The 13,047-nt window shown below is 57.7% G+C and carries 11 protein-coding genes, 1 pseudogene and 1 riboswitch; of the genes and pseudogenes, 9 read left to right on the top strand and 3 right to left on the bottom strand.

Annotated features, from left to right (window positions below):
* Positions 1-6: 6 nt before the first annotated feature.
* From ACTJKM_RS33915 to ACTJKM_RS33905, 3 genes are read left to right on the top strand one after another with little or no spacing between them, the layout of a single operon-like run.
* Positions 7-738, top strand: a complete 732-nt coding sequence (locus ACTJKM_RS33915) for a hypothetical protein (RefSeq protein WP_440661804.1) — start codon at positions 7-9, stop codon at positions 736-738.
* Positions 739-749: 11 nt separating this feature from the next.
* On the top strand, positions 750-2,969 hold the full coding sequence (locus ACTJKM_RS33910) for a hypothetical protein (RefSeq protein ID WP_440661803.1): 2,220 nt from the start codon (positions 750-752) through the stop codon (positions 2,967-2,969).
* Complete coding sequence (locus ACTJKM_RS33905; RefSeq protein ID WP_440661802.1) at positions 2,966-4,267, top strand: glycosyltransferase family 4 protein; 1,302 nt, start codon at positions 2,966-2,968, stop codon at positions 4,265-4,267. Before ACTJKM_RS33910 ends, ACTJKM_RS33905 begins: the two co-directional genes overlap by 4 nt.
* A 157-nt stretch (positions 4,268-4,424) precedes the next feature.
* Here ACTJKM_RS33905 and thiD read toward each other — a convergent pair whose 3' ends face one another.
* On the bottom strand, positions 4,425-5,234 hold the full coding sequence (thiD, locus tag ACTJKM_RS33900; RefSeq protein ID WP_440661801.1) for a bifunctional hydroxymethylpyrimidine kinase/phosphomethylpyrimidine kinase: 810 nt from the start codon (positions 5,232-5,234) through the stop codon (positions 4,425-4,427).
* A 252-nt stretch (positions 5,235-5,486) separates the two neighbouring features.
* A riboswitch (TPP riboswitch) is annotated at positions 5,487-5,589 on the bottom strand.
* 316 nt (positions 5,590-5,905) lie between these two features.
* On the opposite strand from thiD, the gene ACTJKM_RS33895 reads away from it, so the two are divergent.
* A complete protein-coding gene (locus ACTJKM_RS33895; protein WP_440661813.1) occupies positions 5,906-6,289 on the top strand; it encodes a hypothetical protein in 384 nt (127 codons plus the stop codon).
* On the opposite strand, the pseudogene ACTJKM_RS33890 reads toward ACTJKM_RS33895, so the two are convergent.
* A pseudogene (locus tag ACTJKM_RS33890) lies at positions 6,258-6,533 on the bottom strand (M20/M25/M40 family metallo-hydrolase); the annotation flags it as partial. The gene ACTJKM_RS33895 and the pseudogene ACTJKM_RS33890 sit on opposite strands and share 32 nt — an antisense overlap.
* Before the next feature lie 592 nt (positions 6,534-7,125).
* Here ACTJKM_RS33890 and ACTJKM_RS33885 point away from each other — a divergent pair.
* From ACTJKM_RS33885 to rfbA, 5 genes are all read left to right on the top strand, one after another.
* On the top strand, positions 7,126-8,313 hold the full coding sequence (locus ACTJKM_RS33885) for a polysaccharide biosynthesis/export family protein (protein WP_440661812.1): 1,188 nt from the start codon (positions 7,126-7,128) through the stop codon (positions 8,311-8,313).
* A gap of 830 nt (positions 8,314-9,143) precedes the next feature.
* Positions 9,144-9,707, top strand: coding sequence for a dTDP-4-dehydrorhamnose 3,5-epimerase (gene rfbC, locus ACTJKM_RS33880; RefSeq protein ID WP_440661800.1), 564 nt, complete (start codon positions 9,144-9,146; stop codon positions 9,705-9,707).
* Positions 9,708-9,754: 47 nt separating this feature from the next.
* Positions 9,755-10,816, top strand: coding sequence for a dTDP-glucose 4,6-dehydratase (gene rfbB / locus ACTJKM_RS33875; protein WP_440661799.1), 1,062 nt, complete (start codon positions 9,755-9,757; stop codon positions 10,814-10,816).
* Positions 10,813-11,724, top strand: a complete 912-nt coding sequence (gene rfbD / locus ACTJKM_RS33870; protein ID WP_440661798.1) for a dTDP-4-dehydrorhamnose reductase — start codon at positions 10,813-10,815, stop codon at positions 11,722-11,724. Before rfbB ends, rfbD begins: the two co-directional genes overlap by 4 nt.
* Before the next feature lie 4 nt (positions 11,725-11,728).
* Positions 11,729-12,595, top strand: coding sequence for a glucose-1-phosphate thymidylyltransferase RfbA (rfbA, locus tag ACTJKM_RS33865; protein WP_440661797.1), 867 nt, complete (start codon positions 11,729-11,731; stop codon positions 12,593-12,595).
* A 125-nt stretch (positions 12,596-12,720) separates the two neighbouring features.
* On the opposite strand, the gene ACTJKM_RS33860 is transcribed toward rfbA, so the two are convergent.
* A partial coding sequence (locus ACTJKM_RS33860; RefSeq protein ID WP_440660453.1) for an SIS domain-containing protein occupies positions 12,721-13,047 on the bottom strand: 327 nt, incomplete at its 5' end.

The raw sequence follows: 13,047 nt of genomic DNA, 5'->3' as shown, positions 1-13,047 counted from the left end.
ATGACCATGTCTGTAGCAACCGACAAGCCGGATGTCGCACCGGAGCAAAACAACGCCAAACCCTTGAAGGGCCGGGTGGACGCGATCGACCAAGGCCGCGTTTTCGGTTGGGCATTCGACCCCGAGACGCCAGAGAAACGGCTCGCCATTCGCGTGCTGCTCGATGGCAAGGTGATCGCCGAAGCTCTGGCTGACCGCAACCGATCCGATCTCAAGCGAAACGGGATCGGCGATGGCAACCATGCCTTCGAGATCGCGTTGCCTGACACGGCAAGCGCCCGCGCGGCCGAACTGGTTGTCATGGCCTCGACGGAAAAAGGCGGCGAGCTGCCGCTTCGCGTTCCCAAACCCGACGAACAGGCGGCCGAAGCCCTGATCGCCGCTCCGTTGGCAAAAGTGCTCGACAAGCTTGATGTGCTGATGGCGGCACAACGTCAACTCCAGGTCTCTCAGCGCTCGGCCATCCGCCAGAAGCTCGACGACGGCGAGGAAGGCGAAGCGGCGGGACTTGCTGCTGTCAGCGACGACGTCGCGAGCCTGCGGACAGAAATCACCCAACGATTGACCGATCTCGATGTGCACCTGATGCGTCTCGATGGAGTTGTGGCGGGCATGGAAAAGAGCCTCAATGCCTTGAAGCAACGCTCGAACGGAGACTTGAAGCCGGCATTTCTGCTTCTCTTTGTGCTTGCGGGCTTCACCGCAGGTGCGATCCTGACGCTTCTCCTGCGGACCTAAGGGGACGCATCATGCCCAATCAGGAGCTTTCCCTTTCGCCGAACCCGGCACCGCTTGCCCGGATCATGCGCAGCGGACGGGTCGTGGTGTGCCCGATCGACGAGGCGCTGCTGCTGGTGATTGGCGCTGGCGGCCCGTTGGCCGATCAGTTGCCTGTCGAGATCGATGAAGACCCCGAGACCCAGGCGATCGGCTCCATCATCGGTTGGCGGCTTTCCACGCCACAGGCATCCGCCACCCATGGTTTCGCCGCGCTCGTCCCTGTCGACCGCACGCGTGGCATGCCGGCAACGCTGCGCTTCGGAAAGGAAGGCGGCGGCAAACGCTACGTCGTTGCGCCACGTGCCGTGTCGACAGGTGATGTCGCCGCCATGCTGAAGGAGCTCGCCGGCCCGCAGGTCGTTCACGTGCTTGGCCGCCTGGTGGACGTGTTGATGAAGCCGCCGCTCGATCCGCGGAAGCTCACGGCGATCACAGTCCTCCTCAAGGCGGGAACCGTGAAGGACGGCTACATAGAACTGCTTGGCGAAAGTCACGATGATGCGATTGCACTCAAGGGCTGGGCGAATGACATTGCCGCGGGCGTTAACCGCGCCATCATCAAGGCAGAAAACGCATCGGTCGCCGAGTGCAGCATCGCGGTTTTCCCGCGCAACGACGCACCGGAAGACGCGGTCGGCTTTCTGGGCCTCCTGTCTGCGGATGATCTTCCGCGGGCGCGTGACATCCAGGGCATTTTCTATCGTGGGCGTGGCGCCTGGCGCTATGCGGCGGTCCACGAGCGCAAGTTCGTTGCGGGCCCCCTTGAAACGCCGGGTCATCTTCGCGCGATGCTGCTCCAAAGCCAGAGCTCACCGCAGGTGCTGTTGCGCCTGCGCGAGGCGGCCAACGGCTTTGACGGTACAGAAACGATCTCAAGCCTCCCCGTTCCGGTCCGGCTCGGCGTCGACGCACTCTATCAGGGCGATGAAGACGCCTTCCTGATCTCGGGCTGGATGCTCGATCCGGACGATCATGTGCAGGGCGTCCGGCTGCGCCGGGGGCGCGCCGGGGCGCGACTTGATGGCGCCTGGACCCGCACCGAGCGGCTCGACGTGGAAGAAGCGTTCGTGGACCGGCCGGAATTCAAGGGCGCGATATCCGGACATCGCCGTTCGCACGGTTTCATCGCTTTCGCGGATGGCCTCGTCGGCGATCCGGCGGCACCCCTTCACCTCGAAGTCACCCTTCGCGATTCTCGTCGCGCCTATATGCCGCTTCACCCGACACGGCTGTCGGCAAGGCATTCGGCGCTGCGGCTGCTCAACGCTATCGATCCGACCAGTTGGGCCTTGCCCGATATCGTCGATCGCCAGATTGTTCCGTTCATCACTGCGGCTCGCACTGATGCTCCGACCATCGAGACCGTCATCGACATTGGCCGCTTCGGTGAGGCTGTGGGGGCGGCAATCCTTGTCGCCGCGGGGGAGGCCGAGGAGGATTTCGCTGCCCTGTTGGGACTTCTAGCGCTCGATCCACTTACGCGGCAGGCGCCGATCGTGCTCGTCCTGCAATCGGAACAGTTTCGCCGGCGCGCCGCCGGCATCCGGCGACTTGCGGAATTCTATCGCTTGCCGCTGCGCCTTTTGTCCGTCGAAGGTTCAGGCGATGCCAGCGACCTTGCGCGGACTGCGGCGCAGGCCATCGACAATGAGACCGTCATCCTGCTGTCTGCGTCCCTGACGCCCGCCAATCCCGGTTGGTACCAGACGCTTGTTGCGAACTATGAAACCAGGAGCGGAAGCATCATTTCGCCGACCCTTGCCTATGAGGATCATTCGATCCGTTGGGCCGGCAGTTCGTCGCTCGATCGCGCGGATCATCTGCAGTCGAGCCGGTATGCCGGTTATCCGGTCGGCGCTGTGAACCGCCTGAAGCTGACGCGGGTGGCGACCGCGTCGATCGAGTGCTGCATCATGCCTCGCAAGGGGCTTCTCGACGATACCGGCCCTTCGCCGGCTTATCTCGGTGCGTCTCTCAATGGGCTGGATCTTGCCTTGAGGCTGAGCCGCAGGGGCTACGAATCCTATTGGCTGCCCGCCTTGCAGATGCTCGGGTCGGATGAGGCGTCCGGTGCCGTTTCGGCAGCCACGGCCAGGTACGTGGAGCGTGTCGATCAGACGCTCTTCCGTGGCCGCTGGATGCAGACCGTCGAGCCAGACACCACGACCCACAATGAGGTTTCGGCATGAGTGAGAAACTCCGCGTGCTGGTCGTGTCGCACGGCCACCCGATCCATTCGCTGGGAGGCGCCGAGATCGCCTCTCATGGCTTGCACAAGGCATTGAACGGCCTGCCGGGTATTGAATCGATCTACCTTGCCCGCGTCGGCAATCCGGTGCCGCGCCACGGCGCGTCGGCACTGATGAGCCTTCGCCTGGCGATGGACGAGGTGCTCTACCATGCCGAGGACTTTGATCATTTCTTCCTGTCCAACGGCGATACCGACGCGATCCGTCGCGACCTCTTGCGCTTTGTGGGAGACATCAAGCCGGACATCGTCCACTTCCACCATATCATCGGGTTCGGACTGGAAGCGCTCTATGCGGTGCGCGACGCTCTGCCGAAAGCGCGCATCGTCGTGACCTTCCACGAGTACCTGCCGATCTGTCACAACCACGGGCAAATGGTGAAGCGGCCCTCGGGCCAGCTTTGCAATGGCGCTTCGCCAATCAGTTGCCACACGTGTTTCCCCGAAATCCCGGTGTCGCGTTTCGTACGCCGCGAGCAGTTCGTGCGGGGCATGCTGAACCTTGCCGACGCCTTCATCGCCCCGAGCGCCTTTCTCGCCAATCGCTATGTCGAGTGGGGCATCGCTGCCGAGAAGATCTTCGTGATCGAAAACGGCATCGTCCTGGGTGAAAAGACGCCCGCGCGTGAATTGCCGACGCCGACCGCACGTCGCAATCGTTTTGCCTATTTCGGGCAGATGACCCCCTTCAAGGGCGTTCACGTGCTGATCGACGCGGTATCTCGTGTGCCCGACGATATCTGGGGTGACGATTCCACGCTGATGATCTTCGGCGGCAACCTCGAGCGTCAGCCGACCGAGTATCAGGAACGCGTGGCGAAATTGATCGAAGACGCCGGCCGCCGTGTCCGCTTTTACGGCTCCTACCAGAACCAGGACATGCCGCGGCTGATGCGCTCGGTCGACTGGGTGGTGATGCCCTCGGTCTGGTGGGAGAATTCTCCGATCGTCATCCAGGAAGCCCTGCACCACGGACGGCCGATCATTTGCTCTGACATCGGCGGCATGGCCGAGAAGGTCCGCGACCGGCTGGACGGCTATCATTTCCGGACCGGCAGCGCACAGGACCTTGCGGATCGGCTGATCGACGTTCTGAGCACACCAAGGTCATGGGACAACCTCAGGGCAACCCTCAGGCGCCCGATGAGCCATGTCGACTGCGGCCGCGAACATGTTGCGCTCTACCGGAAACTGCTCAAGGAGGAGCAGCCGGTTCAGCCGAGCGCCGCTGTGGCCTGAACCGAAAAGCGCTCGGTCCTCGTCTCTCACCTAGCATTTACAAGCGAGCGACTTCCCGACTCGACGGACATTTCATTGCTTATCGGGCAATGGAATGTCTTGGTTTTTTTAAAGGTCAACTTGAACAGTGGAACCGGCGCCAAGCGCCGGAATGGAATTAATCGCCGCTCGGTGCCCACCATCGATAGAAGTGATGAACCGGCCCCCGCCCCTGCCCGATTTTGAGCGCTGCTGCGGCAAAAAGCGCCTCATGCAGATAGGCCTTGGCAGCGATAACCGCGTCTTGAAGCGTCTGCCGACGGGCAAGACCGGCGGCGATTGCGGCAGACAGCGTGCAGCCAGTACCATGATCGTTCCTCGTCTCGACCCGGGGTCGCGACAAGCGCAGGGAGGTATCCCCGTTGAAGAGGATATCGACAGCTTCGTCGCCCTTGGCATGCCCGCCTTTCATCAGCACGGCGCGCGCACCAAGTTTCAACAGCATCTCCGCCTGGAGCGCCATCTCCGTCTCGCTCTCGGCAGCGCTGCGCCCCGTCATCAGTGCCGCTTCGGGCAGGTTCGGCGTCACGATGAGGCCAAGCGGCAGTAGCTCCTCCTTGAGCGTCGCGATCGCATCCGGACGTAACAAAATGTCACCCGAAGTGGCGACCACCACAGGATCGATGACAGCCATTTGCCCATGCCGCTTCAAACCGGACGCGATCGAGGCAATCGTCTCCTGGCGGGACACCATGCCGATCTTAACCGCGCCTACTGCGAGATCCGAAAACACCGCATGGATCTGAGCTGTGACAACGGCTGGAGAGATATCCTCAACGGCCGCGACCCCGCGGGTGTTTTGCGCGGTGATGGCCGTGATCACGCTGGCACCATAGACGCCGAGCGCCGAGAACGTCTTCAGATCCGCCTGGATACCGGCACCGCCACCGGAATCTGAGCCTGCGATGGTAACGGCGATAACGGTCATGCCTGGCTCCGCTGAAATGTAGAAGCAGCTCCAAAGATTGCGAACGCGCTCTCAAGCCACCGGCTCAAGCACGCACGAACTGAGGTGGCTCTTCCAGGCAATCTGGAGGAATCCGCCAGATCGAGCCCTTGGGTTGGACGCCCAGCTCCCTGTAGTTCTACGTCGCTACATTCTGAACAGTGTATTGGCACCAACGATCTCCCGAAACCAAAATCACGGAGATCCGGATGAACGGCGAAGACGCGGGGGTGCCAGAGAGGCCCTTGCCGTTCCTACGCCGGTATGATCCGGATCAGGTTCAAGGGTCTGGCTCACCGCCATCTCAGCACCGTCAGGTGCGCCCCTCGGCAGGCATGAATGCTATGGGAGCGTAGGAGGGGATGTCAATTGCTTGAGTTCAGCAGGCGCGTATGTAAGCCGGTTTGATGCGGGCGAAGGAGGCCCTTAAAGGATACAAACAGAAAAAGGCCCCTTTTGCCTCAAGAGCATAAGGAGCCTTCCGTCTGAGCGTTCGACTTCACAGACGCTGGTAGACTAGCCACGTCAAGGTCGTTAAGGCAAGGGGGTTTGGAACGCGAGCCTACGCAATCCCGGAGTGATTTGGTCGGCAGCACTGCCGTTTCACTCAGTGGCGACGCGCCTTCCACGCAGAACGTTAGATGTAAGGCCTCATCGCATCAATATCACTGCAATGCTTTGAGAATTGCACTTGCTCGGGCAAGCTCGTCGCTGAACAGGCGGCGAAACTCAGCGCGCAAGAAGCCGAAGTCATCAAACGCGACTCGATCATCGGTCTTCTGCGCGCGCAGCTGGAACTGCTCCGACATCGGCAGCACGGCGCATCCTCGGAAAAGATCGATCGGAAGATTGAGCAAACCGCGACACGAAAGCTGGACTGCCTCATCCCCTGCTCCTCCCGAGAGCAAATCCGGACGCGGCGCGAAACGGCTCCACGCGGGACTGCACAATTTCAGAGAGTGCCGTCACAACGCCCGCCGCGCAAGCGACCGTCCACCGCCGCACTCATCCCAGTTGGTTGTGGATCGCGCGCATGAAGACGTTGGCGCCGATGCCGATCAAGTCATCCGGAAAATCATAGTCCGGATTGTGCAGCCGCGCGTGGTCTTCGCCGGCCCCCCAAGAAGAACATCGCCGATGGCGCCACCCGACCAAAGAGCCCGAAATCCTCCGACCCCTTCATCGGCAACGCGCCCTCGCCGTGATAGTGCTGACGCCCTCCGCGTCCATGGCGCGTTCCAGCGCGATGACTGCCGCCTCCGCATTGCTGCATTGGTGGATGCCTAAGCGGACGGACAATTGCTGGCGACTTCATGATGCAGACGGGTCAGCGATGGAATTAGAGTGCTCCGAGCATCTCCTCTGTCTCTGAAACTGACGACGTTGTTATTCGCTCCTGTTATGCCTAGGAAGACGGCGCCCTTGGAACAAGCAAAAGTAGCAGCAGGAATACGACCAAAGCCACCGGCCAAAAGTCCATCGTTTGATCCCAGTTCCAAAGCCAAAACTTGTAGGCTTCTAGATGTGGCGGCGGCATATGCATGCTGACCTCAAAGTCGCGCTTTTCTCGCCCATGGAAATGTCCGGCGCCAAAAGCCAAACCGATAATAACTGCGTCGCACCTTTTGAAAAAGAATCGCCCAAGGGCGGCTACGACTGCTCCTATACACAACGCTTCCACGATGTGGCCGAGCCAGTCGAAGTGGTTGTGGATGTATTGCCAGTCGATGTCCATTATTCGTCAGAGCATGCCGAGTTTCAAAAGGCCAGTCACAAATTGGTCCGGATCGAACAGTCAGGTTCTTCAGGTGTCGCACTCTTGCCGCAGAGCATCGGCTCATGGTACTCGGCGAGGCGATTTGGGAGAGATACTTTGAACCGCATCAGTGTCCTGTTTCTGGTAACGACACTCGCGTCCTGTCAGGCAGTCCCTGGGGAAGGGCCGTTAGCTAGCGCTATCCTCTCTGACTCCGGGAAGTCCGTCGAAGAACTGCACCGCGATAGCGCAACTGTCTATGAAGTGGTGAACGTTGATAGCAAATCGGCGGATACAATTTTATCGTACACCAACGCGACGCTTACCCGGCGGTTCGGTTTCGGCGGAAGGCAAGGAAGCGCAACGATTGGAGTGGGAGATCGGCTTTTGGTCTCCATTTTTGAAGCCGGAGCCGATGGGCTTTTCTCTACTTCAAAGTCGAAAACAGCGAAGGTAACCGTCGTGGTGCAGCCCGATGGGAAAGCGGCAATCCCCTACGTTGGCGAGGTGAAGTTTGCCGGGCTCACACTTGAGCAGGCTAGGCAGAAAATTCTTCTATCTCTCAAAGGCAAAGCGGTCGAGCCCGACGTTATTGTCTCAAATTTAGATACTGCGTCTCGCGATGCAGTAGTCACAGGCGCGGTCAAGAATGCATCGGTGGTACCTTTGAGTCTTGCCGGTGAGAGGCTCACAGACGTCATCGCCAAAGCGGGTGGCCCGCGCGGTGAAACGTACGATACCTTCGTGACCGTAACCCGCCGCAATAGGTCCGCCACCGTATCGATGAATGCACTCATCAACAGTCCTTCCGAAAATATCTGGGTTCAGCCAGGTGACGAAATCACGCTAGTTGAGGACCCACGCCAGTTCACCGTGCTGGGTGCGGTCAATAAGAACGGGCGGCAAGCCTTCGGCTCTCGTGATCTCAGCCTGATAGAAGCTGTGGGGATGAGTGGCGGAGGTAAAGATATCGCGGCTGATGAGACGGGATTCTTCGTGTTCCGTTATGAAGAGCCCGGAATCGCAGAGATGCTAATGGGAAGGACGCAGTATGACACGATGCTGCGTAAAGGGATGCGCCCCGACGAAAACGGGCGAGTCCCACTCGTGTATCGCTTCGACATGAGCCGTCCGGATAGCCTCCTCGCAGGCCAGAAGTTCCCGGTGAAGAATCGGGACATCGTCTATGTCTCCCGTCACCTATCGACCGACATCTCCAAGTTCTTCGGGATTATCGGCCGACCGCTGCGAGTGGCAAACACCGGCGTCACTGCGATACATCGTGCTGCTGATATGAGTGACTAATCCACTGCCAGGGCACTCCACCGGGCGATCCGCGGCCTCAATGGATAGCCGTGCTCTCGATGTCTAGCGGCCCAAGCGGGCGCCGGTGGGGAACGGGCACGCATCCTGAAGCGACGTCCACGCGAGTTTCGTCACCCTTTGTCATCGACAAGCGGTGCAAACAGCCGTCACTGTTCGCTGTGGGTTGTTTATACCGACGATCATCCCGAGAAAGAATATGTCACCGTTAAAAAATGAGGCTGGAAATCCGACAAGATCAATTCTTAAACGGCGCATATCGACCTTTACGTCGGCGCTCGCTCGCGGCATTCGGCCACAGGCCCTCCCCAGCGGTCGCGTGGTTCGAATTCTAATGGTAGTAAATCGCCCAGCAGTGGGTGAGATTGTGTTGATGAAGCGAGATAGACTGCAATACGACAAGCAGCTTGGCTTGATTGTTATCACGACTTTTGGGGTCGTGGTGATCATCGAAATCACTCTATTGTTCTTTTCGATTTGGGCAGGTGTCTGAGTGAATAGGGGGGCAAATGCCTTCCCAAGAGAGGAAGGTACTCTCGATTGGATTGCGGCCTACTAACCCCTGTAAAGCCGTGTCAGGCAAAACCCGCGCCCCGGCTGTGTCTACTACAGCGAGGCGATATGGGAGCGTCTGACGTTCGCGCAGGCCCCATTGACGTTCTTTTTCGAGGCGTCATTCCTTGACGGTGAAGACAGTACGGCACTCAAGCACTGTAAGCGGCATAGGGCGCACATCGAAATCGAAGGTTCGCGTTCTGCTTAGTTCTCCAGGAGCTTAGCTGTAAAACACCTCAACAACTGGTAAGGGTTCCGTGCTTATTGAATCGACAACAATTCCAGGTCTTTTATTGCTCAAACCTGAAAGAAGGATCGACCCGCGCGGTTACTTCACAGAAACATTTCGGGCTGATCAATTTCAGGCGATGGTTGGGCCATTCGCATTTGTGCAGGAGAATCAATCATTCTCTCGAAAAGCTGGTACAGTGCGGGGATTGCACTTCCAACTCGCTCCGCGAGCACAAGGCAAGCTGGTGACGTGTATTGCCGGGTCGCTTTTGGATGTCGCTGTGGACCTCCGCAAAGGCTCACCGGCCTTCGGACGCTCCGTGGCGGTCGTGCTGTCCGAGGAGAACGGTCATCAATTGTGGATGCCGCCAGGTTTCGCTCATGGCTTCTGCACCTTAAAAGATCGAACAAGCATAAGCTATAAGGTCACGGACTACTATAGCCCCGACCATGACCGCGGACTGCAATGGAATGACCCTGCTCTTGCAATAGAATGGCCCGTAGCAGCCGGGAACGCCATCCTTTCAGATAGGGATCAAAGACACCCGAACTTGAGCGACCTACACAGCAATTTCGTATTTAGCCCATAGGACGTAGGAAATGCCGCCGTATCCACTAAAGGAAGGGTGTTGTTAGTATGCGCGTACTTGTTACCGGTGGAGCGGGCTTTATTGGCTCAGCAGTGGTGCGTCACCTCACCCTAGACAAGGGGTATAAGGTGTTGAACATTGATAAATTAACCTACGCGGGGACACTCGGTTCTCTTAAATCAGTCGAAAACAACGATTTACACCAATTCTTAAGAGCAGACATTCGCGATCGACAGGTGATCGCCGACGCTTTCGCAGAATTCAGGCCAGATCGCGTGATGCATCTCGCAGCCGAAAGCCACGTCGATCGCTCGATTGCCGCAGCTCAAGACTTCATCGAGACGAACGTCCTTGGAACCTTCAACATGCTCGAATGCGCTAGGAACTACTGGCAGTCCCTCGCGTCGGACGCCCGAGAAAGGTTTCGATTCCTGCACGTTTCTACGGATGAGGTATATGGCTCATTGGAAGCGGGTGAGCTCTTCTCAGAAAAAACACCGTATGACCCGAGCTCTCCCTACTCGGCATCCAAGGCGGCTTCTGATCATTTGGCGAAGGCGTGGGCTCGGACCTACGATCTACCTGTATTGGTTTCCAATTGCTCAAATAACTACGGCCCTTTTCATTTTCCCGAGAAGCTAATACCGTTGACAATACTGAATGCACTCGAGGGAAAACCACTAAGAATCTATGGTGACGGCCAGAACGTTCGAGACTGGCTGTATGTTGACGACCACGCGCGCGCGCTCGATTTGATTGCTGCCCACGGCAAGGCAGGAGAAACGTACAATGTTGGGGGGCGTAATGAGCGACGAAATATCGATGTCGTACACCGCATATGTGACATTCTCGATAAACTGGTCTTCGCCGGTCGACCCCGCCGAGAGCTGATTGAGTTTGTCGCGGACCGACCGGGGCATGATTTTCGATACGCTATAGATGCCACCAAATTGGAGACGGAACTGGGTTGGAAGGCTTTGGAAACATTTGAAAGCGGTCTTGAGAAGACAATACGTTGGTACCTGTCCAATGAATGGTGGTGGGCGTCCGTACGGGGGAATTTCGACGGCGCTCACCTTGGAGTACCTACAACTGGTCAAAGAGTATGAGGCCGCCACTACGATTCGTTGTGACGGGGGTGACAGGACAAGTTGTTCAAGCGCTCATTGAGAAAGGTCGCGAATATAGCGACGTGGAAGTGATCCCACTCGGCCGGCCGTATCTCAACTTAGAGAACACGGATAGCATAGCTGGTATCATAAGAGCCGCCTCTCCCGACATAATCGTTTCCGCAGCAGCCTACACCGATGTAGATCGTGCCGAGGGCGACGCAGCAGCGGCTTTCGCGATCAATTCGCGAGCACCCGAAGCGCTGGCGCGGGTCGCTCGAGCAATCGATATCCCAATCATCCATCTTTCTACTGACTACGTGTTCGACGGCTGCAAGAGAAGTCCGCACGTGGAAACAGACGAGACAAACCCGTTGGGAATCTACGGCCAAAGTAAGTTGGACGGCGAGCGCTTGGTGGTCATCAATTGCGACAATCATGCAATCTTGAGAACCGCTTGGATCTACAGCCCATTCGGTAAAAATTTCGTACAAACGATGCTTCATTACGCAGCTCGTCGGGACGAACTGGCCATCGTAGCGGACCAGTTTGGGAACCCGACATCCGCGCTGAATCTCGCTACTGCTATTATCTGCGTCGGACGAAAGCTACTCGCTTCGGACTGTGGCGGACTGCGCGGGACTTTCCATCTGACAGGAGCCGGGGAAGCGAGTTGGGCTGAATTCGCAGAGGAAATTTTCAAGATATCTAAAATTATGGGCGGGCCATTCGCCTCGGTTAGGCGCATTTCGGCAGCTGACTACCCGACAATTGCACGACGGCCTCAAAACTCTCGTCTGAGCTGTCAGCGTATCCAGGAGCGCTATGGGATCAGTTTGCCACATTGGACAGTTTCCACGGAGGAGACTGTACGCCGTTTAGTTCAAAAGCAGGTAAAAGAGAGATAGCTGAATGAAAGGCATCATTCTCGCCGGGGGAAGCGGAACCCGCCTACATCCGATGACGTTGTCAGGCTCGAAGCAACTGCTTCCGGTGTACGATAAACCGATGATCTACTACCCATTGGCAACGCTGATGCTGGCCGGGATACGAGATATATTGATCATCACTACACCGATGGACCTGAAAAACTTCCAGTTTCTGCTTGGCGATGGCTCGAAATGGGGAATTAATCTTTCTTACGCAGAGCAACCCTCACCCGATGGCCTCGCCCAAGCCTATGTCATAGGGGCGGATTTCGTTGCTGGGCACCGCTCATGCCTTATCCTCGGAGACAATATCTTCTACGGACATGGAATCACAGAACTCTTCAAGAGCGCAATGAAGCACGAAGCCGGTGCAACGATCTTTGCCTATCATGTCAGCAATCCCAATCGTTACGGGGTCATTGAGTTTGACAACGACATGAGAGCGGTTTCGATCGAGGAGAAACCTGAAACGCCCCGTTCGAATTGGGCGGTTACGGGCCTCTATCTCTATGACGAACATGTTTCAGATATTGCTGCAAATCTGAGGCCCTCTGCACGAGGGGAACTTGAGATCACAGATATCAACCGAACCTACCTCGAAAGAGGGAAACTGCACGTCGAGAGGATGGGCCGCGGATATGCATGGCTCGACACGGGAACCCCTGACAGCCTGTTGGAGGCATCGGAATTCGTCGCAACCCTGGAGCGGCGACAAGGCTTTAAGGTAGCGTGTCCAGAAGAGATAGCCTATCGGCTCGGATTTATTGACGCCCGCCAGCTCGAGATACTGGCAAAGCAATTATCCAAGAGCGCCTATGGAAATTACCTTAGTAGTCTGCTGGGGATATAGTGTGCACAAATATATCAGATGCCCCTTTGATGGCGCGTTGATTGTGCGCATAGATCCGCAGAGACTATCTAATGTAAAATAGACTCAGAACAAACGCCCAAGGGGTCATCACACCATACCGACGATCATTCGACTGTCACCGATTTTGCGAGGTTGCGGGGCTGGTCGACGTCGGTGCCCATGAATACCGCCGTATGGTAGGCAAGCAACTGGATCGGCAGCGAGAAGATCATCGGCGCGATGATCTCGTCGACATTCGGCAGCACGATCGTTGCCATCGTTTCGAGCTTCGAGGCGGCAGCCCCCTTCTCATCGGTGATCAGGATGATCCGACCGCCGCGCGCGGCCACTTCCTGCATGTTGGAAACCGTCTTCTCATAGAAGCGGTCATGCGGCGCAATGACGATGACCGGCATGTTTTCGTCGATCAGCGCGATCGGTCCGTGCTTCAG

Source organism: Ensifer sp. 22460 (assembly GCF_052044935.1).
GTDB lineage: Bacteria > Pseudomonadota > Alphaproteobacteria > Rhizobiales > Rhizobiaceae > Ensifer.
Note: the sequence above shows the minus strand (reverse complement) of the source record. Positions and strands in the feature narration are given on the sequence as shown.